Annotated in this window: 23 protein-coding genes; 12 read left to right on the forward strand and 11 right to left on the reverse strand. The window is 56.0% G+C overall.

Annotation, left to right across the window (positions count from 1 at the left end; translation table 11 throughout):
- Positions 1–36 precede the first annotated feature (36 nt).
- The 5 genes from queD to ACWWD9_RS06665 all read right to left on the reverse strand — a co-directional run bounded on the left by queD (position 37) and on the right by ACWWD9_RS06665 (position 4,125).
- Positions 37–477 (reverse strand): 6-carboxytetrahydropterin synthase QueD, encoded by a 441-nt coding sequence (gene queD / locus ACWWD9_RS06645; protein WP_455868084.1) that lies wholly within the window; start codon positions 475–477, stop codon positions 37–39.
- 95 nt (positions 478–572) lie between these two features.
- Positions 573–1,490, reverse strand: coding sequence for a histone deacetylase family protein (locus ACWWD9_RS06650; RefSeq protein ID WP_455868085.1), 918 nt, complete (start codon positions 1,488–1,490; stop codon positions 573–575).
- 138 nt (positions 1,491–1,628) lie between these two features.
- On the reverse strand, positions 1,629–2,507 hold the full coding sequence (gene rsgA, locus ACWWD9_RS06655; RefSeq protein WP_455868086.1) for a ribosome small subunit-dependent GTPase A: 879 nt from the start codon (positions 2,505–2,507) through the stop codon (positions 1,629–1,631).
- A gap of 48 nt (positions 2,508–2,555) precedes the next feature.
- Positions 2,556–2,864: a cytochrome c gene (locus tag ACWWD9_RS06660; RefSeq protein ID WP_159355584.1), complete on the reverse strand. Its 309-nt coding sequence runs from the start codon at positions 2,862–2,864 to the stop codon at positions 2,556–2,558.
- Positions 2,865–2,880: 16 nt separating this feature from the next.
- The gene (locus ACWWD9_RS06665) at positions 2,881–4,125 is read right to left on the reverse strand and encodes a M48 family metallopeptidase (protein ID WP_455868087.1); all 1,245 of its coding nucleotides are present in this window, start codon (positions 4,123–4,125) and stop codon (positions 2,881–2,883) included.
- Between the two features lie 108 nt (positions 4,126–4,233).
- On the opposite strand from ACWWD9_RS06665, the gene orn reads away from it, so the two are divergent.
- Positions 4,234–4,782 (forward strand): oligoribonuclease, encoded by a 549-nt coding sequence (gene orn, locus ACWWD9_RS06670; RefSeq protein ID WP_455868088.1) that lies wholly within the window; start codon positions 4,234–4,236, stop codon positions 4,780–4,782.
- A gap of 244 nt (positions 4,783–5,026) precedes the next feature.
- Here the strand turns inward: orn and glgA are convergent, their stop codons facing one another.
- On the reverse strand, positions 5,027–6,508 hold the full coding sequence (glgA, locus tag ACWWD9_RS06675; RefSeq protein ID WP_455868089.1) for a glycogen synthase GlgA: 1,482 nt from the start codon (positions 6,506–6,508) through the stop codon (positions 5,027–5,029).
- A 141-nt stretch (positions 6,509–6,649) separates the two neighbouring features.
- Positions 6,650–7,906, reverse strand: a complete 1,257-nt coding sequence (locus ACWWD9_RS06680) for a putative Na+/H+ antiporter (protein ID WP_455868090.1) — start codon at positions 7,904–7,906, stop codon at positions 6,650–6,652.
- 173 nt (positions 7,907–8,079) lie between these two features.
- On the opposite strand from ACWWD9_RS06680, the gene ppc reads away from it, so the two are divergent.
- The 10 genes from ppc to ACWWD9_RS06730 all read left to right on the forward strand — a co-directional run bounded on the left by ppc (position 8,080) and on the right by ACWWD9_RS06730 (position 18,216).
- The gene (ppc, locus tag ACWWD9_RS06685; protein WP_455868091.1) at positions 8,080–10,860 is read left to right on the forward strand and encodes a phosphoenolpyruvate carboxylase; all 2,781 of its coding nucleotides are present in this window, start codon (positions 8,080–8,082) and stop codon (positions 10,858–10,860) included.
- Between the two features lie 139 nt (positions 10,861–10,999).
- Positions 11,000–11,377, forward strand: coding sequence for a 30S ribosomal protein S6 (gene rpsF / locus ACWWD9_RS06690; protein ID WP_013442289.1), 378 nt, complete (start codon positions 11,000–11,002; stop codon positions 11,375–11,377).
- Positions 11,378–11,689, forward strand: coding sequence for a primosomal replication protein N (priB, locus tag ACWWD9_RS06695; protein WP_159355588.1), 312 nt, complete (start codon positions 11,378–11,380; stop codon positions 11,687–11,689).
- 19 nt (positions 11,690–11,708) lie between these two features.
- Positions 11,709–11,936 carry a 30S ribosomal protein S18 gene (rpsR, locus tag ACWWD9_RS06700; RefSeq protein ID WP_013442287.1) on the forward strand — a complete coding sequence of 76 codons (228 nt, stop codon included), beginning with the start codon at positions 11,709–11,711 and terminating at the stop codon, positions 11,934–11,936.
- A gap of 11 nt (positions 11,937–11,947) precedes the next feature.
- Positions 11,948–12,397: a 50S ribosomal protein L9 gene (gene rplI / locus ACWWD9_RS06705; protein ID WP_013442286.1), complete on the forward strand. Its 450-nt coding sequence runs from the start codon at positions 11,948–11,950 to the stop codon at positions 12,395–12,397.
- Between the two features lie 115 nt (positions 12,398–12,512).
- Positions 12,513–13,682 carry a cystathionine beta-lyase gene (locus tag ACWWD9_RS06710; protein WP_455868092.1) on the forward strand — a complete coding sequence of 390 codons (1,170 nt, stop codon included), beginning with the start codon at positions 12,513–12,515 and terminating at the stop codon, positions 13,680–13,682.
- Positions 13,683–13,734: 52 nt separating this feature from the next.
- Positions 13,735–15,117, forward strand: coding sequence for a replicative DNA helicase (dnaB, locus tag ACWWD9_RS06715; RefSeq protein WP_013442284.1), 1,383 nt, complete (start codon positions 13,735–13,737; stop codon positions 15,115–15,117).
- A 12-nt stretch (positions 15,118–15,129) separates the two neighbouring features.
- Positions 15,130–16,200 carry an alanine racemase gene (gene alr, locus ACWWD9_RS06720; protein WP_455868093.1) on the forward strand — a complete coding sequence of 357 codons (1,071 nt, stop codon included), beginning with the start codon at positions 15,130–15,132 and terminating at the stop codon, positions 16,198–16,200.
- Positions 16,193–17,551, forward strand: coding sequence for a DNA repair protein RadA (gene radA, locus ACWWD9_RS06725; protein WP_041362159.1), 1,359 nt, complete (start codon positions 16,193–16,195; stop codon positions 17,549–17,551). The genes alr and radA overlap by 8 nt, the downstream gene beginning before the upstream one ends.
- 20 nt (positions 17,552–17,571) lie before the next feature.
- On the forward strand, positions 17,572–18,216 hold the full coding sequence (locus ACWWD9_RS06730; RefSeq protein ID WP_015830122.1) for an HAD family hydrolase: 645 nt from the start codon (positions 17,572–17,574) through the stop codon (positions 18,214–18,216).
- A 28-nt stretch (positions 18,217–18,244) separates the two neighbouring features.
- On the opposite strand, the gene ACWWD9_RS06735 is transcribed toward ACWWD9_RS06730, so the two are convergent.
- Entirely contained in the window at positions 18,245–18,874 is a 630-nt protein-coding gene (locus ACWWD9_RS06735) for a DUF2238 domain-containing protein (RefSeq protein ID WP_455868094.1), read from the reverse strand.
- 182 nt (positions 18,875–19,056) lie between these two features.
- Here ACWWD9_RS06735 and ACWWD9_RS06740 point away from each other — a divergent pair, with 182 nt between their 5' ends.
- On the forward strand, positions 19,057–19,299 hold the full coding sequence (locus ACWWD9_RS06740) for a hypothetical protein (protein WP_013442279.1): 243 nt from the start codon (positions 19,057–19,059) through the stop codon (positions 19,297–19,299).
- Between the two features lie 34 nt (positions 19,300–19,333).
- On the opposite strand, the gene ACWWD9_RS06745 is transcribed toward ACWWD9_RS06740, so the two are convergent.
- The 3 genes from ACWWD9_RS06745 to hpnE are packed head-to-tail and all read right to left on the reverse strand — an operon-like array spanning position 19,334 to position 21,833.
- Positions 19,334–20,080, reverse strand: a complete 747-nt coding sequence (locus ACWWD9_RS06745) for a YciK family oxidoreductase (protein ID WP_455868095.1) — start codon at positions 20,078–20,080, stop codon at positions 19,334–19,336.
- 11 nt (positions 20,081–20,091) lie between these two features.
- Positions 20,092–20,487 (reverse strand): phage holin family protein, encoded by a 396-nt coding sequence (locus tag ACWWD9_RS06750; protein ID WP_015830119.1) that lies wholly within the window; start codon positions 20,485–20,487, stop codon positions 20,092–20,094.
- Positions 20,484–21,833 (reverse strand): hydroxysqualene dehydroxylase HpnE, encoded by a 1,350-nt coding sequence (gene hpnE, locus ACWWD9_RS06755; protein WP_455868096.1) that lies wholly within the window; start codon positions 21,831–21,833, stop codon positions 20,484–20,486. The genes ACWWD9_RS06750 and hpnE overlap by 4 nt, the downstream gene beginning before the upstream one ends.
- Between the last annotated feature and the right edge of the window lie 25 nt (positions 21,834–21,858).

Raw genomic sequence — 21,858 nt, forward strand, 5'->3', positions numbered from 1 at the left:
CGAGAAAGTTACCGAAGGGCGGGAGAGTGATAACGCTCAGGCGAGCGCATCAGCCCAGCTGTTTGGCGTTTCATACAGACGTACGCGTTCCAGCTTCAGATGATTGCCATACACATCCTGATAGCGACTATTCAGGATACGAAACGCTTCTGCCGCCATGTTTTCCGCGGTCGGCACGCTCTCCATCACCACCGTTTTATGATTGGGCAGGCTGTTGAGGAAGTTCAGCACATCCGTATCGCCTTTGTAGACCAGAAACGCATGATCCCATACGTCCACCACACTCTCGCGTGCAATGGCTTTGACGTCGGAGAAGTCCATCACCATGCCGTTATCGGAGCTGCCATCCTGCTGGATGATGTCGCCTGACAGGGTAATTTCCATGGCGTAACGATGGCCGTGCAGATTGCGGCATTGGCTTTTGTGGCAGGGGATGCGATGACCGGCATCGAATTCAAGGCGGGTAGTAATTTGCATGGCGGGATTATAGCAGGTGTCGCGAGGCGGCTGTCTCCAACCCGACGCGAATTTCTATGCAAAACAGGGTGTTTGCCAGAATATCTTGCCCCTATTCAGAGCAGGCCTCGCACATGCGCGACGGCGCTCTCTGCTAGCGCGGGCAGCGCATAGCCACCTTCCAGCACCGAGACGATACGCCCTTGCGCATGCTGATCGGCTATCTTTCTGGCAAAGGCCGTTATCCAGCTGTAATCCGCGGCTTCAAGTTTCAATCCCGCCAGCGGGTCATCCCGATGCGCATCAAATCCGGCGGAGATCATGATTAATTGTGGTTTGAAACGGGCAAGCGCAGGGGCAATTTCCCTTTCCACGACTTCCCGGAAAGCTCGGCCGCTGGTGCCGGCAGGCAGCGGAATATTGATCATGTTGGCGCTGCGCGTCTCAGCGCCGCGATGCGGGTAAAAGGGATGCTGAAACGTGGAGCACAGCATGACATGCGTATTCTGGCGAAAAATATCTTCGGTGCCATCACCATGGTGGACATCGAAATCCAGGATAGCCACACGGTCCAGCTTGTGCTGACTCAGGGCATGCGCCGTGGCGACGGCTACATGGTTGAAGATGCAAAAGCCTGCGGCATTGCTGCGCCCGGCGTGATGTCCGGGCGGGCGGGTGCAGCAGAAGGCGCGCTGCGCCTTGCCTGACATGACGAGGTCTACTCCAAGTATCGCGGCTCCACTGGCGTGCAGGCAGGCTGACAGGGTCATCGGTCCCATGGCCGTGTCGGCATCCAGCCGCACCAATCCGGCTGGCGGTGAAAGCTGGCGTATGCGGGCAATATAATCCGGGTTATGGACGCGGGCCAGTTGCGTATCCGTGGCGGCAGGGGCCTCATACAAACTGAGTTGCTTGATCAGACCGCTGGCCGCGAGTGCTTCATGGATTGCTGTGATGCGGGCGGGGGATTCCGGGTGTTTGCCATCCATCACATGCAACAGGCTGTCCGGATGGCTGATCATGGCAGTGGTCATGGGGACGACTCCAGTCTGAATGATGAAGAGGTGTCATCGGCTGGGACACCTCAACAGAGTTGGCTGTTCCCATCCATTCCTCAACTTGCAATCTATGGCCTGTCCATCTGCATGGCCTGCCAGAGAAAACTGAGGCAGCTAGCGCAACAGCTCCTGGGCCATGGATTGGTAATATTGCAGGCGCTCGGGGTGAATTTCATGCCGCTCTGCCGCCTCTCTCAGCGCGCAATCTGGTTCCTGCAGGTGGCGGCAATTATTGAAACGGCATTTGCCGAGATAGGGCCGGAATTCAATGAATGCACGCTCCAGCGCTTCAATATCGAGATGGTGCAGGCCAAATTCCTGCAGGCCGGGGGAGTCGATCAAATGGCTATCGGCATCCAGATGGTAAAGATGGGCAGCGGTAGTCGTGTGTTTGCCACTATCCAGCACTTGCGAGACTTCCTGCGTGCGCACCTGCTGGCCTGGCAGCAGGGCGTTGACGATAGTTGATTTCCCCATGCCGGATTGGCCGACCAGTACGCTGGTGTGACCTTGCAATAAAGGTCGCAAGGGGCTGATATCCTCATGTGCGGACATATGCAGCACGCGATAACCCAAGGCCTCATAGCGCTGCAGCTTGGCCATGGCTTCCTGCTTGTCACCCAGGTCGCATTTGTTGAGCACAATCACAACTTCAATGCCCGCGGCTTCCGCTGCCAGCAGGCAACGGTTGAGTAACTCTTCGTAAAAGCTGGGCGTGGTAGCCAGCACGATAATGATCTGGGTGACATTGGCGGCCAGCAGTTTGCTGCGGAAGGCATTGCTGCGATAGAGCAGGCTGGTACGAGGATCATTGCTTTCGATCACGCCCTCGGCCGTGTCGGTGAGCTTGATGTTGACGCGATCACCACAGGCCAGGTCGGTTTTTTTGCCGCGGGTGACGCAGCTGATTTCGCGACCATCGTCTAACTCCACGCCATAGCGCTTGCCATAGGCGGCAATGACGAGGCCGTGTTGCAGTTCCTGATTTTTCAAAGGCACATTTCTATCAGTGGTGATCAGGCATGATACCTGTCCCGCGGGTTATTTATCGAATTTATAGTAGGTCTGATTCAGGTAGCGGGCCACATGCAGCTCTTCATCCTCAAACCATTTCATGCCGAGCATGGTGTTGCAATTGCGGATCTGCGCCAGTAAACCACGAGAGGTTTTCACCAGGCGATGTTCACGGGTGTAGATGGCAGAGCCATCACCCCCGTATTTGCTCGCATGGCACTGTATGCAGTTTTTCTCCACCATGGTTTTGCCGATGGCAGCATCGCCTTCGGCAAAAGGCTCGGCATGCGCGTTCATTGTCAGGCTAAGCAGCAAAAGCAGGAACGATGTGCGCATGACGAGCTCTCCGATCTTATTTGACTGCCAGCTTGGCAATACGGATGCTGGCCGGTGGGTGTGAGTCATAAAACGCCGAGTGCAAAGGATCAGGCGTCAGGGTGGAAGCGTTGTCTCGATACAGCTTGACCAGGGCTTCAATCAGGTGGCGTGCATCGGCATGCTTGGCTGCATAATCATCCGCTTCAAACTCATTTTTACGTGAGTAGCTGGCCATCAGCGGGCGCAGCAGGAACAGGAAAACCGGGCTTACCAGCAGAAACAGCAGCAAGGCCATGTAATCGCTGGTCTCGCTTACGCCCAGGCCGGTATAGAACCATGCCTGTTGTTTGAGCCAGCCCAGCAGGGCGAGGCCGACAAAGGTCACGAAGAACATGAGCACAATACGCTTGATCACATGATGATGCTTGAAGTGACCAAGCTCGTGCGCCAGCACGGCTTCAATCTCGTCTTCATCCAGCCGGTCGAGCAGGGTGTCAAAAAACACCACGCGCTTGCTGGAGCCAAAGCCGGTGAAATAGGCATTGCCATGGCTGCTTCGGGTGGAGCCATCCATCACGAACAGGCCTTGCGACTTGAAGCCACATTTGGTCAGCAGGGTTTCAATGCGTGACTTCAGTGAAGCATCGGCCAGGGGAGTGAACTTGTTGAACAAAGGCGCGATAAAGCTTGGGTATACCGCCAGCATGACCAGATTGAAGACACTCCAGACGATCCACAGGTAAAGCCACCAATAATCCCCAGCACCTTGCATCAGCCAGAGGGCGGCAAACAGCAACGGGGCGCCAAGCAACAAGCCCACGAACGCATGCTTGACCATGTCGGTAAAAAACATGGCAGGGGTCATTTTGTTGAAGCCAAAGCGCTGATCGACGACAAAAGCCTTGTAGTAATCAAACGGCAACTCAACCAGGCTGCTGACGATCATGGCGGACAAAATGACAGCAGCGCCGCGCAGAATTTCATGATTGGCTAAGGCATCGCGCCACAGGCTGTCTATCAGTTCCAGGCCACCACCCAAGGTTAACGCTGCCAGCAAGACCGCCTGTGCCACGCTTTCGCTCAGCATCAGCCGGGTTTTGGCCGCGGAGTAGTCGGCGGCCTTCTGGTGCGCTTCAATACTGATGGTTTGGCTGAAGGCTGCAGGCACGGCAATGCGATGCGCCACGATGTGACGTATATGCCGTCGACCCAGCCAGAGCTTGATGGCAGTGGTCAGAATCAACAGGGCGGTGAAGAGGAGAGTAAGTGTCGAGGCCATAATGTCGGGGTTTTTCAGTTAAACTTATAAGGTACTGCCGTATGAAGCATCGTTACGGCGAAGGTTCACCAAAGCGCGCTGCATTAGCCTATTTTAATGGAAATCATTATGTCACAAGATCAAAATAACCTCATCTGGCTGGATATGGAAATGAGCGGCCTGCTGCCTGATAGCGACCGCATTCTCGAGCTGGCAGCCGTCGTTACCGACGCCGATTTGAATATCCTCGGGGAATCGCCCGTGCTGGTCGTGCACCAGTCCGATGCCGTGCTGGATGGCATGGACGCCTGGAACAAGGGCACGCACGGAAAATCGGGTCTGATTGACAAGGTCAAGGGATCGACGCTGGATGAAGTGTCTGCGTCGCAACAGATGATAGAGTTTTTGAAACAGTATGTGCCAGCAGGCAAGTCGCCTATGTGTGGCAACTCCATCTGCCAGGATAGACGATTCATGGCGCGTTACATGCCGGAGCTGGAATCCTATTTCCACTACCGCAATCTGGATGTCAGCGTGTTCAAGGAATTGGCACGTCGCTGGAAACCCAGTATTCACGGCGGTTTCAAGAAGGCCAGCAAGCACGAGGCGCTGGCGGATATCTATGAATCGATTGAAGAGTTGAAATACTACCGCGAGCATTTCCTCAAGCTGGATTGATTGTTGTCGAGCTTAACAGCAAAAAAATAGGGTGCCCGCAGGCACCCTTTAAGTGAGGAGAAGTCAAGCTTTGGAAGAAGCTCACTCAACACTAAGCATGTTGCATGCCATCGGTGGTTAACATTTGAGTGGGCTTTTGAAACTGAAGCTCAGCTGTACTATAAGTAATTAATATGACATCCAAATGAAAAAGCCTGATGCAGTTGATCAGGCTTTTTCATTTTAAGGTATTAGGTCAGCAGTGTTATCTAATACTTTGATAGACATTGATATATTCTTTCGCGCTTTGCTTCCAGCCTAGCTCCCTGCGCATGCCGTTCTGTTGGATTTTCTGCCAGGTGGCATGGTCATGAAAGTAGTTGATGGCGCGTCGCAGTGTGTTGTAAAGCTCCGTGGTCTCGGCAGCATCCATCACAAAGCCGGTCGCGGTTTGCGCTTGCAGGCTCGCCGGATCGGTATCGATGATGGAGTCGGCCAGGCCACCGGTACGATTGACCACTGGCGGGGTGCCATAGCGCATGCCGTACATCTGATTCAGGCCACAAGGCTCAAAGCGCGATGGCATGACGAAAATATCCGCACCTGCCATGATCTGGTGCGACAGGGCTTCGTTATACCCAATGCTCACGCTGACCGAGCCCGGGTGACGCTGCGCAAGCGCGCGAAAACCTTGCTCCAGTGCAGCTTCTCCGCCGCCCAGCAGCACTAGTTGGCATTGCTGCTCGGTAATCAGCGCATCCGCAATCGGTAGCAGCATGTCCAGCCCTTTTTGATGGGTGAGGCGGCTGACCACCCCAAGCAATGGTCGCTGGGCTGCTGGTTGCAGGCCTTGCTGCTGTTGCAACGCCAGCTTGACCGCCTGTTTCTTTGGCAGCGTGTTTTCATTATAGGCTTGGGCCAGATGGACGTCGGCAGCCGGGTTCCATTCGTCCACATCAATGCCATTCAGTATTCCGCGTATTTCGCTGCCACGTTCTGCCAGCAAGCCCTGCATGCCAAAACCGAATTCCGGCGTCTGGATTTCCCGGGCGTAAGTCGGGCTCACAGTCACCAGCGCATCGGCGTAGAACACACCCGCTTTGAGGAAAGACATCTGCCCGTAATATTCCAGCCCCTGCATCTGATAACTGTCCGCTGGCAAGTCCAGTCGGGCTACCCATTCCTGACCAAAGCAGCCTTGAAACGCCAGATTGTGGATGCCGAATACGCAGCGTGCCCGGCGCACACCAGGCTGGGAGCGGGTATGAAATTGCATGTAAGCGGGAGTTAAGCCGGTTTGCCAGTCGTTGCATTGCACGATATCGGGAATCCAGTCCTGCAGGGGGCTGTCGCTACAGCCGAGCCGCGCTGCGATCATGGACAGTACGCCGAAACGCACCGGATTATCTTCCCAGTCGCGTCCTGTGGTATCCAGATAGGGGTTGCCTGCGCGCTGAAACAAGCTGGGACAGTCAATGGCGAGCACCTCAACGCCGGTGTCGGGCATTTTCCCCAGCACCAGGCTGGCACGGCCGACGTAGGGCAGGTCTTGCAGTTCCAGTACTTTCGCCTGGTCCTGCAGTTTTTTCATGACCGACGGGTAGCCAGGAATCAGTAACCGGACTTCTTCGCCCTGATCCCGCAACGCCGCAGGGAGCGAGCCGCTGACATCGGCCAGACCACCAGTTTTGATGAGGGGATGAGCTTCTGAGCTAACAAAAAGAATACGCAATCGAGCGACTTTCATTGTAATCAATACAGGGATGCCAACAGCCGTTTTCCTGACCAACCGGGGAGTGGCAAATCATCATACTGACCCGTCCGCCATAGGGCAAGCTGGGCAGCAATGGCCAAAAAGACGCACCGATCATGGCCATTTTGCACTCGTTTAGAGCATGAAGAAACACACAATCGCCACCAGGGTAGGGGGCAAGGCGCCGAGTAATAATTGCCCTGCGCCTATTGAGGCATCCTGAAAGCCACTTTTAAGCAAGGCGACGCCCGCAGGGTTGGGGGCATTGGCAATCACGGTGAGCCCGCCACCCGCAACAGCCCCGGCGACCAGCATGTATTTCGATTCGTCTGAAATGCCTATGATCAGAGATCCCAGATAAGTGAGAGCAGCGTTATCTGTGACGGCCGTCAATGCCACGGCGCCAAAGAACAGCGCGACAGGCTCAAGACTTGCCACGATAGGTTGCAACCACCATTGCTGCATGCCGCCCAGCACGACCAGGCCCGCCAGGAAAAAGCCGACCAGCAGACCTTCTTTCAGGATCAACGGGTTTTGATAGCGTTCATAGGCCTGGGTAAAGCCCAGGAACAGCAGGAACAGGCCCATGAAAATGACCGGGTGATGGGCGAACATGACCACGCCCGCCAGAAACAGGAAATGGATGCCCGATACCAGCAATGGCGTTTTCTGGCCTGGGTGGGTTTCTCCGGCAGGTGCCTGGCGGAGGTGCTTGCGCAACATGATGGTGATGATGGTGGCATTGAATAGCACGGCTATGGCTGCTTTCCACCCAAAATGGGCCAGCATGAACGCGCTATCCCACTGCCAGGTGGCGGCGACCATCAGCACCGGCGGGGCAGCAAACGATGTCAGCGTGCCGCCAATCGAGATATTCACGAACAGCACACCCAGGGCGGCATATTTCAACCACTCCGGGATGCCATGGCGAAACACCTGCGGTGCCAGCATCAGGGCTGCCAGTGTCATGGTGGCAGGCTCGGTGATGAATGAACCCACCAGTGGCACAACGGCCAGGCAAAGCCAGGCCTGGGCCACGGCAGTATTGATGGGCAATAGCCGCGCGATCACGGCAATGATTTGCTGTACGGCTTGCAAGATAGGTTTGGATGCCGCCACCACCATGACCACAAAAACAAACAGTGGCTCGGTGTAATGCCGGGATTCGGCGTAATCGATGGCTTGCTCGCCGCCTGCCATGACTGCCATCAGTCCAATCAATATAAAAGCCCAGAAACCGAAGACGACCTCTACTTCGCCCAATAAATGCAGTAGCCCGGCATGGCGCGGGTGGCGATGGGCCAGGCTCTCGAAGAATTTGGCGCTAAAGGTGTGAAGCAGGGCGATGCCAAAAATGATGGCGGCGGTGATTTGAATCGACGTCGGGCTCAAACGGGGATCTCCGTTACAGGTGGGCGTGGTTTTATTATAGAGGGAATTCTGTTGCAATTAGACGAGGCTGCTCGCGCTGGCTGATTTGGATCGTTTATTGCTTCACTGAGGTAAGCCATGCATGGCATGAAAAAGCGGAACATAAAGGTTGGATGGTGATTGGGGAGCATGGAATGACAAGCCGGATTTATAGCCATAACGAAAAGCTGTTGCGCGAAAACATACGCTACCTCGGCAGAGTGCTGGGGGAGGTGATTAAAAGCAAAGAGGGCGAAGAGACGTTCGACCGCATTGAGGCAATACGCACAGCGGCGGTCAACTTTCATCGACATGGCAATACCAAGGCAGCCAAGAGCCTGGAAAAGCTGCTCAAAACACTGACGGTGGAGCAGGCGATACCCGTCATACGGGCTTTCAGTTACTTCAAGCATCTGGTCAATATTGCCGAAGATTTGCATGCGCATCAGCAAAGTCGCCTAGTGGAAGATCAGGCCGTGCCCGGCATGCTGACGCATTCACTGCAGAAGCTGGCGGCCAGTGATCTGGACGCTGCAGAAATTGGCGACTTTTTTGCCAATGCGCTGATTTCGCCTGTGTTAACCGCACACCCAACCGAGGTGCAGCGTAAAAGCATCCTCGATACCGAGCGGGCGCTTTCCCTGTTGCTGGTTGAAAAGAGCAATGTAGTTTCCATCCGCGAAGCCGAGCGCAATGAACGCATGATCGTGGGCGCAATTACGACCTTGTGGCAGACCCGGATCCTGCGTTTCAGCAAGCTCACGGTGGCCAATGAAATCGAAAATGCGCTGAGCTATTACCGCATGACCTTCCTGCAGGTAATTCCGGAGCTAATGCAGGATTTTGAAAACGACCTGCGCCATGTGTTTGCCGATAAATTGAGCCCGGAATACAAGCTGCCATCGTTTTTGCAGATGGGCAGCTGGATAGGCGGCGATCGCGATGGCAATCCCTTCGTCAATGGCGCTACGCTGGAGCAGGCGATCATTCAGCAGTCGGCTACGGCATTTTCGTATTATCTGGAACAGGTGGAGGCCTTGCGCTCGGAGCTTTCCCTGTCCACGCGATTGGTGGGCGTGACGCCGGCGCTGGTCAAGCTGGCGGAGGCATCCGGAGAGCAATCCCTGCACAGGCAGGATGAAACCTATCGACTGGCGCTCAATGGCATACACGCCCGCCTGGCCCAAACGGCCAAGCTGCTGGTGAACGAGCGCGGCGACGTGCGGCGCGAGATCAGTGCCATCCCATATACCAGTGCCGAGGCTCTGTTGGCCGACATGAATGTGATTGCAGAGTCGCTGCAAAGCCAGCAGGGCGAGGCGCTGATCTATCCACGGCTGGGCAAGCTGATCAAGGCCATTGAGACTTTCGGGTTTCATCTGGCCACGGTGGATTTGCGGCAAAGCTCTGATGTGCATGAGCTGGTGATCAAGGAGCTTTTTCTCAAGGCTGGGCAGGACTTCAACTACGCCACGCTGGATGAAGATGAAAAAGTGGAAGTGCTGCTGGAGGAGCTCAAGCAGCCACGCTTGCTGTTTTCGCCGTTTCAGCAGTATTCGGAGCTGGTGCAGTCCGAAATGGAGGTGCTGCAAAAAGCCCGCGGCATACGCGCCGGATATGGCAAGCGCGCCATACGCCAGTACATCATTTCCCATACCGAGACCTTGTCTGACCTGCTTGAGGTAGCCTTGCTGCAGAAAGAAACCGGCATGTTGCGCGGGGTATGGGGCTCGGCCAAGGTACAGATGGACCTCAATATCGTCCCGCTGTTTGAAACCATCGCCGACTTGCGCCACGCGCCCATGATCATGGGGCAATGGCTGAGCCTGCTGGGTATCCGCCATCTGCTGCGGTATCAGGGCAATGAGCAGGAAATCATGCTGGGCTATTCGGACAGTAATAAGGACGGGGGCTTCATCACCTCCAACTGGGAATTGTACAAGGCTGAAATTTCGCTAGTGGAGTTGTTCCGCCAGGCCAATATCCGCCTGCGGCTGTTCCACGGTCGTGGCGGCACTGTGGGGCGTGGCGGCGGCCCGACCTATCAGGCCATCATGGCGCAGCCACAAGGCACAGTCGATGGTCAGATACGCCTGACCGAGCAGGGCGAAATCATCGCCAACAAATACTCTGAGCCCCGGGTCGGCCGCCAGCATCTGGAAACGCTGGTGGCGGCCACCATTGATGGTTCGCTGTTTCCACCTGACCCTTTGCTGGCAAAAAAGCGGCGCTCCTTCGAGATCATCATGGAGGAGTTGTCAGCCACGGCCATGACCGCATACCGTACCCTGGTGTATGAAACAGCCGGATTTGCCGAGTATTTCTTTAATGCCACGCCTATCTCGGAAATCGCCGAACTGAATATCGGCAGCCGTCCTGCTTCGCGCAAGGCTACCCAGCGCATTGAAGATCTGCGCGCCATCCCCTGGGGATTTTCCTGGGGGCAATGCCGTTTGCTGCTGCCAGGCTGGTTTGGTGTAGGCAGCGCCATCCATGAGTATCTGTTTATTGAAGATAAATTGCAGCCGGCACGTCTCAAAACGCTGCATGACATGCTGGAGCAATGGCCGCTGTTCCGCAGCCTGATTTCCAATGTGGACATGGTGCTGGCCAAGACCGATCTGGCCGTGGCGCAGCGTTACTCCATGCTGGTGCCGGACAAGAAGCTGCGTGAAGGCATTTTTGCCGCCATTGAGCATGAATATCAGCTGACGACAGAAGCGCTCAATCTGCTGCTGAACAGCACGGAACGCCTGAGCAGCAATCCGGCGCTGGCCAATTCCATTCAGAATCGCCTGCCGTATCTGGATCCGCTCAATCACCTGCAGGTTGAGCTGATCCGCCAGTACCGCCAGGGCGCGACCAATGATCGGGTCAAGCTGGCGATACATCTCACCATCAATGGCATTGCCGCCGGGCTGCGCAATACCGGATAATGCCGTGGTGATACCTCACTCCGAGTAATAAAGCCGCAAAAACATTGTCTTGGGGATGGATACCCGCTATAATCGCGGGCTTTCCACCTTGCCTTACCGTTGTCGCAAACGGGAGGCTGCTAACCCAAAAGGAGTGTTTATGCGACATTATGAAGTAGTGTTCATCGTCCATCCGGACCAGAGCGAACAAGTGCCAGCCATGATCGAGCGTTACCGTACCCTGGTAACTTCCAACGGCGGCGCTATCCACCGTCTGGAAGACTGGGGCCGTCGTCAACTGGCTTACCCTATCCAGAAAATTCACAAGGCACACTACGTGCTGATGAATATCGAATGCAATCAAACCGTGCTGGAAGAGCTTGAGCATGCATTCAAGTTCAATGACGCCGTTCTGCGTCATCTGACCATTGCGACCAAAGAAGCCGTTGTTGCTCCATCCCCCATGATGAAGGAAGAAAAATCCAAGTCATTGCTGGGCAAGGATGAAGCCGCTCCTGCTGAGGAAGCTGCTGCTTAATTGAGTTCTACCACGCTGGAGGCTAATCAGTTAGTCATCGCGGGCGAAGTGGTGCAGATTGCAGAGCTTCGTTACACGCCAGCAGGAATACCGTTGTTGAGTTTTACCCTGCAGCATATCTCGGAAAAAACCGAGGCAGGCATGCAGCGCAGAGTCGAGTGTGCAGTGCCGGTAATTGCGATGGGCTCCATCGCAGAACAGCACAAGCACCTCAAGGAAGGAACCAGGGCCCGTGCGGCCGGATTCCTCGCCAAGCGCAGCATGAAAAGCACACAGCTGGTATTGCACATTACTACATTAGAGATAATCTGAATTTAGAAAGAGGTTCATCATGGCACGTGATATGTTCAAACGCCGCCGCTACTGCCGTTTCTCGGCAGAGGGCATTAAAGAAGTAGACTACAAGGATGTAGATCTGCTGAAAGATTTCATCAACGAAAACGGCAAGATCATCCCTGCACGCATTACCGGCACCAAGGCCCGTTATCAGCGTCAGCTGACCACCGCCGTCAAGCGCGCCCGTTTCCTGGCGCTGCTGCCATACACCGATAAGCACTAAGGGGATACGTCATGCAAGTTATTCTGTTGGAAAAAGTCGTTAACCTGGGTAACCTCGGTGACATCGTTAAGGTAAAAGACGGCTACGGCCGTAACTTCCTGATTCCTCAAGGCAAGGCAAAGCGCGCTACTGAAGCCAACAAGGCTGAATTCGCTGCTCGCCGCGCTGAACTGGAAAAGCAACAGGCTGAACTGCTGGTTGCTGCTCAGAAACGTGCTGAAGCACTGGTTGAGTACGTATTGGCTGTGAGCCAGAAGGCTGGCGTTGATGGCCGTCTGTTTGGTTCCGTTACCAATGGCGACATCGCTGAAGCGCTGACTGCCAAGGGTGTGCAAGTGGCCAAGGCTGAAGTACGTATGCCTAACGGTCCTCTGAAGACCATTGGTGATCACTCTGTCAGCATCGCGCTGCACCACGATGTGGTTGTTGAAATCACCGTTTCAGTGACTGGCGAAGCTTAATTTCTCGTCATCGCACTGAATGAAAAAGGCTGCCTGCGGGCGGCCTTTTTTTATGGCTGATCAAAATGATTGGGGTAAACTTGCCCGCTTAGTGTCTTTAATCATGAGTGTCTGAATGACAAAAAAGCATTCCCGCTGGACGGAATTAGTGCAGCCTGAGGGCATGGCCGGCGCCCGCGGAGCGGTGTTTTCCAGCCTGGTCGGTAGTATGGAGCGGGCGTCTACCGTGGTCTTTCCTGATGTCAAAAGCATGCGCGAGCGGGATTGGCGTAGCAAAACCCAATACAGCTATGGCTTGCTTGGTACGCCTACGACGCGGCGGCTGGAGAATAAACTTGCTTTGATCGATGGTGTGCAGCACGCATTGCTGCTGCCTTCCGGTTTAGCTGCTGTCAGCCTGATTTTTCTGGCATTGCTGAAAAGTGGCGAGCGCGTGCTGTTGCCGCGCAATGCCTATCAGCCAGGGGTCGACCTGGCGCGCATGCTGGCGGTGCGTTTTGGCATTGAGGTCGATTTTTATGACCCCTTACAACCAGAGGCTGTGCCTTTTACTGCCAACACACGTCTGCTCTGGGTGGAAACGCCAGGGTCGGTGACCATGGAGGTGGCCGATCTGAGGCAATTGGCTGAGCTTGCTCACGCACGAGGCGTTCTCGTGGCAGCCGATGCTACGTGGTCTGCCGGCATAGCCCAGAATGTGTTTGCCCTGAGCGCCGATATAGCCATGCAGGCGCTGACCAAATACCAGTCCGGCGGCAGCGATGTGATGATGGGCAGCGTCAGTACCGATGACGATGCGCTGCATGAGCAATTGCTGAAAACCCATATGCAGCTCGGGCTCGGGGTGAGCCCGGAAGATTGCCAGCTGGTGTTGCGCAGTCTGCCGCATTATCGCCTGCGCTATCTGGCGCAGGATATCGCGGCCCGCAAACTTGCTGAATGGCTGTCATCGCAACCGGGTATTGCGCGTGTCTTGCATCCGGCCTTGCCTAATTGCCCTGGGCATGCCATCTGGCAGCGTGACTTCACTGCCGCTGCCAGTCTGTTTTCTGTCTTGTTCGAGCCCGATATTGCGCAGGCCAGCATTGATCGTTTTGTTGAAGCCCTGGCGCTATTCCATATTGGCTACAGCTGGGGCGGGGCGGTGAGTCTGGCGATCCCTTATGATGTGCGTGACCGGTATCCGCATAGCGGCGGTCTGGTGCGCTTTTATGTCGGGCTTGAAGATGTGGATGACCTCATTGCCGATGTTGAGCAGGCATTGGCGCAGACGATCAATCTGTAACATAAGCACGATTTTCCACTCGTTGCCATGGCCGCGCTTGTTATAATGCGGCATGGCTGACGATATCCTTGAATCCCTGAAATTACCCCCGCATTCGGTAGAAGCCGAGCAGTCCGTTCTTGGCGGCTTGCTGCTTGAGAACGAGGCGATTGACCGCATTGCCGACCTGCTGGGACCTGCCGATTTTTATCGCCACGACCACAGGCTCATTTTTGAACACATCGCGCGTCTCATCGAGCGTAACAAGCCTGCCGATATCGTTACCGTCGCCGAGTCGCTGGAGAATTCTGCAGAGCTGTCCGGTGTGGGCGGTATCGCTTATCTGGGGGCGCTAGCGCAAAACACGCCTACCGCCGCCAACATCCGCCGCTATGCAGAAATCGTGCATGAGCGTGCCGTCATGCGCAAGCTGGTGGAAGTGGGGTCCGGCATTGCCGAGAGTGCTTATAATCCGCAGGGGCGCGATGCCCAGCAACTGCTGGATGAAGCCGAGGCCAAAATATTCCAGATCGCAGAAGGTGGACGCAAAACCTCGCAAGGCTTTCTGGACATGAAGACCATTCTGCCCAAGGTGGCAGACCGTATTGATTACCTCTACCAGCGCGAGAATCAGGGCGGCGTCACGGGCGTGCCTACCGGATTCAGCGATCTGGATGAGCGTACCTCTGGCTTCCAGCCTGGCGATCTGATTATTGTCGCTGGCCGCCCATCCATGGGTAAAACCGCGTTCTCGCTGAATATTGCCGAGAATGTGGCGCTTGAAACCAAACTGCCCGTCGCCGTATTTTCGATGGAAATGGCGGCGACACAGCTCGCTGCTCGTATGATCGGTTCGGTAGGGCGCCTGGATCAGCACCGTATGCGTAACGGTAATCTGGAAGACGAGGACTGGGTGCGCCTCACCACCGCGCTGGGCAAGTTGAATGACGCTCCGGTATTCATTGACGAAGGTGCGGGCTTGAGCTCCTTTGAAGTGCGTGCGCGTGCGCGCCGTTTGCATCGCCAGACCGGCAAGCTGGGCTTGATCGTGGTCGACTATTTGCAGCTGATGACAGGTGCGGCTGGTCGGCAGAGTGAAAATCGCGCTACGGAAATCTCCGAAATCTCCCGCTCGCTCAAGGCCTTGGCGAAGGAGCTTGATGTGCCGGTAGTGGCATTGTCCCAGCTTAACCGCGGCCTGGAGCAGCGCACTGATAAACGTCCAGTCATGTCCGACTTGCGTGAATCCGGCGCTATCGAGCAGGATGCCGACTTGATTCTGTTTATCTACCGTGATGAAGTCTACAACCCTGACTCACAGGACAAAGGCACGGCGGAAATCATTATCGCCAAGCAGCGTAACGGCCCGATTGGCCGGGTACGTCTTACCTTCATGGGCCAATTCACGCGATTCGAGAATCACGTCTCTGGCAGTTCCTTCCAGGACGAATATTAATTTCCTTTCTCCATGCGTCCCATTACCGCCACTATTCATCTTGCTGCCTTGCAGCACAACCTGCGCCGCGTTCGTGACTATGCGCCGCATGCGCGCACCATGGCGGTCGTCAAAGCGAATGGCTATGGCCATGGCCTACTGAATGTGGCGCGTGGCCTGGCCGAGGCCGATGGATTTGCTGTCCTCCGTTTGCAAGAGGCACTGGAGCTGCGGGCGGCGGGTTATCGACAAACCCTGTTGCTGCTTGAAGGCGTGTTTGAGTCTGCGGAGTTGAATGCGGCTGCCGACGCCGGAGTGTCCATCGTCGTGCATGCTGAACACCAGATTGCCATGCTGGAGCAGGCAAGCTTGCCAGTACCCATCGCCGTGTTTGTCAAAATGAATACGGGCATGAATCGTCTGGGTTTTGTGCCGCAGGCATTTGCATCTGCCGTTGCCCGATTGGCCGCTTGCCCCCAGGTGAGCAGCATTACCCTGATGACCCATTTTGCCACGGCCGATGAAGCGCCAGGCATTGCCACGGCCCTGCAGCGATTTGAAGCGGGCGCTGCCGGCATGCAGTATCCGAAATCCCTTGCCAACTCGGCTGCCATTTTGCGCCATCCTGAAAGTCATGCCGACTGGGTGCGCCCTGGCATCATGCTGTATGGCGCAACACCGGTGCAATCGGTCACGGCTGCCCATTTTGGACTGCAGGCGGTGATGCATCTGCAATCGGAGCTGATTGCCGTGCAGACCTTGCCCCCCGGCGAGAGCCTGGGCTATGGCGCCACGTTTGTGGCCGAGCGCGAAACCCGGGTTGGGATCGTGGCTTGTGGCTACGCCGATGGTTATCCACGCCATGCGCCTGGCGGTACGCCTATTGCTGTGGCCGGGCAGGTGAGCAAGACCCTCGGGCGGGTTTCCATGGATATGCTGTTTGTCGATATCACGGATATTCCAGCAGCTGACATCGGCAGTCCGGTCGAACTATGGGGCGCCACCATTCCCGTGGATACCGTAGCGGAGGCTTGCGGAACGGTGGGCTACGAGCTGCTTTGTGCGGTGACTTCGCGGGTTAATTTCAAGGTCGTGCATGGCTAAGGCAAAAACCGTTTACACCTGCACCGAGTGCGGGGCATCTTCTCCCAAATGGCAAGGGCAATGCCCCAGTTGCATGGCATGGAACACGCTGGTCGAGAGCATAGCGGAAGCGCCGACGGCCAACCGCTATGCAGCATTGGCGCAGACTGCTGGCTTGCAAAAGCTGGCGGAAGTGGAGGCGGCCGAGGTGCCGCGCCAGCCTTCTGGCATCGGCGAATTTGATCGCGTGCTGGGCGGCGGCCTGGTGGCAGGCGGGGTCGTGCTGATCGGGGGCGACCCCGGCATAGGCAAGTCCACCTTGCTGTTGCAGACACTGTGCCACGTTGGCCATCTGCGTAAAGCCATCTACGTGAGCGGTGAGGAGTCTGCCCAGCAGATTGCCATGCGTGCCCGCCGATTGGGGCTGGATGCTGGCCCGATTGATCTCCTGGCCGAAATTCAGCTGGAAAAAATTCTGGCGACCCTGCAGACGCACAAGCCGGATATTGCCGTCATCGACTCCATCCAGACCATATACTCCGAGGCTTTGCAGTCGGCCCCTGGCTCGGTGGCACAGGTGCGTGAATGCTCAGCCCAGTTAACACGTGCTGCCAAACAACTGGGGATCACGGTGATCCTGGTGGGCCATGTCACCAAGGAAGGCTCGCTCGCCGGGCCGCGCGTGCTGGAGCATATTGTCGATACCGTGCTGTATTTCGAGGGCGATCCCAACTCCAGTTTCCGCCTGATTCGCGCCTTCAAAAACCGCTTTGGAGCGGTCAACGAGCTGGGTGTGTTTGCCATGACAGAGAAGGGCTTGCGCGAAGTTAGCAATCCATCGGCGCTGTTTCTTTCCCATCATGCCGAGCAAGTGGCGGGTTCTTGTATTACGGTTACCCAGGAAGGCTCGCGGCCGTTGCTGGTCGAGATACAAGCGCTGGTTGATGAGGCACATGCGCCCAACCCCAAGCGCCTTTGCGTGGGCCTTGAGCAGAATCGGTTGGCCATGTTGCTGGCCGTATTGCATCGCCATGCGGGTGTTGCATGCTTTGACCAGGATGTGTTTATCAATGCGGTGGGTGGCGTGCGGATCAGCGAGCCTGCGGTCGATCTTGCGGTATTGCTGGCGATAGTATCTTCTTTAAAAAACAAGCCACTGCATAACAAACTGATTGTATTTGGTGAGGTTGGGCTGGCGGGAGAGGTGAGGCCGGTACAACGTGGTCAGGAGCGCCTGAAGGAAGCGGCCAAGCTGGGCTTCACCCATGCCATCGTGCCCAAGGCAAATGCCCCCAAGCAAGCCATTCCGGATTTGACGGTTATTGCTGTCGAACGCCTGGATCAAGCCTTGCAGAAAATTAAAGAACTATAATCAAAGATCAATGTAACTTTATGAAAAATATAATTTTTGATCTTGATGGCACATTGATCGATTCTTCCAGCAGCATACTCGGCAGTTTTGCAGAGGCTTTTCGCCAACATGGAATCGAACCGGCTCGCCCACTGACGGCCGAGCTTATCGGCCCTCCCTTGATGCAAACCCTCGCCATGATTGCCGGCCACGATGATGCCGATACACTGGCAGCACTGGCGCAGGCTTTCAAACAGCATTACGACAGTGAAGGCTATAAGCTGACCACGGTCTTCCCCGACATTGAACCCATGCTGGCGCTACTTGCCCGTGATCACAAGCTCTATATTGGTACCAACAAGCGTATTTACCCGACCCGTCGCATTCTCGACCATCTCGGCTGGGGGGCGTATTTTCAGGAAGTATATGCGCTCGATTACTTTCATCCTGCCGTCCCCAACAAGGCGACGATGGTCGGAAACATTGTCGCGGCCCATGGCATGAATAAAACCGAGACCATGTATATCGGTGACCGCCTGGAGGATGGCATGGCGGCAGAGGCCAATCAATTGGCTTTTGCCATGGTCACCTGGGGCTATCTGGACCCGGCGTCGGGGGATATGCAGGCACATTGGCTAAGCTTTGACCAGCCTCAGGCGCTGGCAGAAGCTATTATCAAGCAATAAGCTGGTTTCAGCTCACTCAATCAGTCTGTCAAGGCTCGTCGCGGCGATGGATTTCCAGCGACTGCATCTGCCGGTCATGGTATCTGGACAAGCCCAGTAGCGCCACGATGGCGCCTATCATGGCGCACAGCATATCGGATTGTGTGTCCCACACATCGCCTTGCGTGCCCAGAAACTCATCCGCGCCTTGCCCCATGGCAACAGCAGCGCCCCATTCAATCAGCTCATAAACTGCGCTGATGGCGAGCGCAATCGCCACGCACAGAAAGGCCGTCATGCGGCGGCTGGTGAGATAGCGCATGCGCAGCAATATCTCGCGGGCGATCAGGGCAGGCACAAAGCCTTGCATCAGGTGACCCAGTTTGTCGTAAGGGTTGCGATCAAGCCCGAACCAATTCTGCACGTCAAAGCCGACAGGTACGCGGGCATAGGTGTAAGCGCCGCCGACGATGAGCACCAGCGCATGCAGGCCTATCAACACATACAGCATGTCCGTCAGCCGGAATTGACGATATGTCTTGATCAGCAAGGGCAGGGCAATCATGACGGGCAGTGTTTCCATGAGCCAGGTGGCACGATCATAAGGGGCGATACCGGAAAGCAGGAGGCTCAGCAGCACGAGAAAGGCAACGGTAAGCGGGAGTCTGGTGGATGGCATGGCAACTTTTCAGTGAACAGGTGATGAATCATAGCCAGCCTGGCCCCTGCCGACAATCCAGCTTTGTGCGTTGGCGCATGGACTACCCACATCAGGTCGCTTGCGGTATATTCACACAAGGCCGCTGACAAGCGGCCTTTCTCAAGCTGGCCTTTTCATTTGAATCACTTGATGGGAGCGCAATGCCATCGCTTTACAAAAGTCGTGACGAACGTGTGCAGGATGTGATGTTGGCCTATCTCAATGTCGAGGAATCCAAACGGTTTTCGCTGACGCACGGCAACCGCTACCTGCCATTCTCGGATCTGGAAAAAGAGATGATGCTGGAAGATAAAGCCTGGGCCATGGCACGGCTGGTGATCGACAAGATCATGCGCTTGCCACCTCCCATCCGCGCCAGTGATTATCCGGCGCCCAGTATTTGACCCCTAGCAGGGCTGACTATGCGCCCAAGGCGCTTTACGCGGTCTGCGCCTGAACTATCTGGCCGCTGACGCCAGCGCTGTCTTTCCCCATCAAATAGAGATATACCGACATCAGGCTCTCGGCTGCCGGCAAGGAGTCATGCACTTCTCCAGGATGGCTTTTCTTGCGCTGAGGCGATTGCACGGGGCCGGGTATCACGGCATTCAGACGCACATTCGGTGTGTTTTCCAGCTCCAGCGCCCAGGTTTTTACCAGATGCTCCACGGCTTGCTTGCTGATGCCATGGCTGCCCCAGTAGGCGCCGGCCTGATGCCCGGCATTGGAAGAGGTGAAAATAACCGAAGTGTCAGTGCCACGCTTCAGCAATGGCAAGCATGCTTTGGTCAAGGCAAAGGGCGCAGTCACATTCACCTTGAACATGCTTTCAAACTGTTCCATGGTCTGAATCTCCAGCGGACTCAGATTATCGTAATGCGCGGCATTGTGCAGAATGCCATCCAGGCGGCCCAATTGCTGATAAATGCCTTCTGCCATTGCTGCAAAGGATGGCTCATCGGTTTTGCTCAGGTCCAGAGGGAAAATCACTGCCTGCGGATAGCCCGCGGCTTCAATGGCGTCGTAAACCGCTTCCAGCTTTTTCAGCGTGCGACCACACAAAATGACAGTGGCACCATGACGCGCAAAGGCCAGGGCGGCTTCCCGCCCTATGCCCTGGCCTGCGCCAGTGACAAGGATGACGTGGTCTGCTAACAGGTGGGCAGGGGCTTGGTAGTTATGCATGAAGCTTCAATCTAGATAGAGATGGTATTGGCGTTTTGAATGATGATGGCGCCCTGGCTAGGCAGCATCCATTCAATGATCAGGGTAAAGATGGCAATGAAAATACTGGCGAAAAATGCCGTCCAGAAACCGGAAAGCTGAAAGCCTTTCACCAGCTTGGCCACCAGCATGATCATGAGGGCATTGATCACCAGCACAAAGAAGCCCAGCGTGACCAGCGTGATCGGCAAGGTCAGGAAAAACAGAATAGGGCGTATGACCGCATTGGCAAACCCCAGGACGAGTGCCGACACCAGCAGAGATGGCACGCCGCTGAACTTGATGCCGCTGAACAGGTAGCTGGCCACCCACAGCGACAGGCTCATGATGGCCCAATGGAGGAGGAAGTTCGAGAGATCAGCGTTCATCGATGGCTTTCTGTATGAGAGGTGAGGGATAGTGTGATGTGCTGGGCGCATTGTACGCCGCTGCGGATGGCGCCTTCAATGGTGGCGGGATAATCTCCCGCCACATAATCGCCCGCCAGATAGAGCTTGGGCAGGCCGGTATGGTGGCTTGGGCGAACCAGCCCGACTGTGCAACTGAACGTGGCGCGTTTTTCGGCGATGACTTTGTACCAGTAGATGTGCGCCCGGAGTGCGGGGTAGTGGTCGTGCAGTTCGGCCAGCACGATTTCGGCCAAGGCATCCTGTCGCAAGGACTGATGCGCGCCCTCGGCACTGATGACAACGGCAATCAGGCCTTGCTGCCCATCCAGTTGCCCACGGTCAAATACCCATTGGCTGATGCCTGCATTGAGGCCCAGCATGGGAAAGTCCAGTGCTACGCTGGCATCAAACTGAAAGTAAACCGTGTAGATGGGTTGATATTGCAGGCTGGTCAGCGACTGTTGCAACGCTTCGGTGCCGGGCAGGTCCGCCAGCAGAGGTGTCGCCCGGAAAGGCTGGCAGGCCAGGACGACATGCGTATAGAGCGCGCTATTCTGATCTTCGGTATGGAGCCGGTAACCATCCCCTTCGACTTCTATCTTCTGCACCCCGTTGCGCAGCTGCACATCTCCTCCGTGCTGCTGGATATCCTCCATCAGCGGTGCGATCAGCAGCGTGGATAAATCCTGCCTGGGGAGTAGCAGGTGGCTATCGTGCTTGTCGCGGGCAAAGCTGTCGCGCAGAACATTGACGAATACCTGTGCGCTCGCCTGATCAATCGGCGTGTTGAGCGCACCGAGGCACAGGGGCTCCCACAGGCAGCGAATCAATGTCGATGTCTGCTTGCGTTCATGGAGCAAGGTCAGCACGGAAATGTCACGTGCCAGCTTGAATCTGCGCAGCTGCAGCCAGGTCATGAAGCGGATGGCGGAAAATCGTTCGCTCCAGCTCAATCCTTTGGCGCGCAATAAACCCAGCAGCAAATGCAGCGGTGCTGGCCAGGCATCTGCCGCCTGCAGTTCAAATCCTTCGGCCAGGCGCAAATCCAGCGGCAAGCGCATCAGCGCCTGTGCTTCATCCACACCTGCTTGCGAAAGCAGCGCCAGAGTTTGCTCATAGGCGCCCAGCAGGATATGTTGACCATTATCGAGCCGGGCACCTTTCCAGTTCAGGCTGCGTGCACGGCCTCCAGCCTGGGGAGCGGATTCCAGGACGGTGACCTTGATGCCCTGTCTGGCCAGGCTGGCGCCAGCGGCCAAGCCGGCACAGCCTGCGCCGATGATGCCAATATGCGCATTTGCCAGAGAGGATGATGAGGTCGACACGGTGTTACAGGGTGTGCAGAGGAGG

This window comes from Methylovorus sp. SPW-M1 (assembly GCF_053848825.1).

Excerpts from the sequence above, each read along its gene's own strand:
- queD (WP_455868084.1), bottom strand. The coding sequence starts at position 477 with ATGCAAATTACTACCCGCCTTGAATTCGATGCCGGTCATCGCATCCCC.
- ACWWD9_RS06650 (WP_455868085.1), bottom strand. The coding sequence starts at position 1,490 with ATGACCACTGCCATGATCAGCCATCCGGACAGCCTGTTGCATGTGATG.
- ACWWD9_RS06660 (WP_159355584.1), bottom strand. The coding sequence starts at position 2,864 with ATGCGCACATCGTTCCTGCTTTTGCTGCTTAGCCTGACAATGAACGCG.
- ACWWD9_RS06665 (WP_455868087.1), bottom strand. The coding sequence starts at position 4,125 with ATGGCCTCGACACTTACTCTCCTCTTCACCGCCCTGTTGATTCTGACC.
- orn (WP_455868088.1), top strand. The coding sequence starts at position 4,234 with ATGTCACAAGATCAAAATAACCTCATCTGGCTGGATATGGAAATGAGC.
- glgA (WP_455868089.1), bottom strand. The coding sequence starts at position 6,508 with ATGAAAGTCGCTCGATTGCGTATTCTTTTTGTTAGCTCAGAAGCTCAT.
- ppc (WP_455868091.1), top strand. The coding sequence starts at position 8,080 with ATGACAAGCCGGATTTATAGCCATAACGAAAAGCTGTTGCGCGAAAAC.
- rpsF (WP_013442289.1), top strand. The coding sequence starts at position 11,000 with ATGCGACATTATGAAGTAGTGTTCATCGTCCATCCGGACCAGAGCGAA.
- rpsR (WP_013442287.1), top strand. The coding sequence starts at position 11,709 with ATGGCACGTGATATGTTCAAACGCCGCCGCTACTGCCGTTTCTCGGCA.
- rplI (WP_013442286.1), top strand. The coding sequence starts at position 11,948 with ATGCAAGTTATTCTGTTGGAAAAAGTCGTTAACCTGGGTAACCTCGGT.
- ACWWD9_RS06710 (WP_455868092.1), top strand. The coding sequence starts at position 12,513 with ATGACAAAAAAGCATTCCCGCTGGACGGAATTAGTGCAGCCTGAGGGC.
- dnaB (WP_013442284.1), top strand. The coding sequence starts at position 13,735 with ATGGCTGACGATATCCTTGAATCCCTGAAATTACCCCCGCATTCGGTA.
- alr (WP_455868093.1), top strand. The coding sequence starts at position 15,130 with ATGCGTCCCATTACCGCCACTATTCATCTTGCTGCCTTGCAGCACAAC.
- radA (WP_041362159.1), top strand. The coding sequence starts at position 16,193 with ATGGCTAAGGCAAAAACCGTTTACACCTGCACCGAGTGCGGGGCATCT.
- ACWWD9_RS06730 (WP_015830122.1), top strand. The coding sequence starts at position 17,572 with ATGAAAAATATAATTTTTGATCTTGATGGCACATTGATCGATTCTTCC.
- ACWWD9_RS06735 (WP_455868094.1), bottom strand. The coding sequence starts at position 18,874 with ATGCCATCCACCAGACTCCCGCTTACCGTTGCCTTTCTCGTGCTGCTG.
- ACWWD9_RS06740 (WP_013442279.1), top strand. The coding sequence starts at position 19,057 with ATGCCATCGCTTTACAAAAGTCGTGACGAACGTGTGCAGGATGTGATG.
- ACWWD9_RS06745 (WP_455868095.1), bottom strand. The coding sequence starts at position 20,080 with ATGCATAACTACCAAGCCCCTGCCCACCTGTTAGCAGACCACGTCATC.
- ACWWD9_RS06750 (WP_015830119.1), bottom strand. The coding sequence starts at position 20,487 with ATGAACGCTGATCTCTCGAACTTCCTCCTCCATTGGGCCATCATGAGC.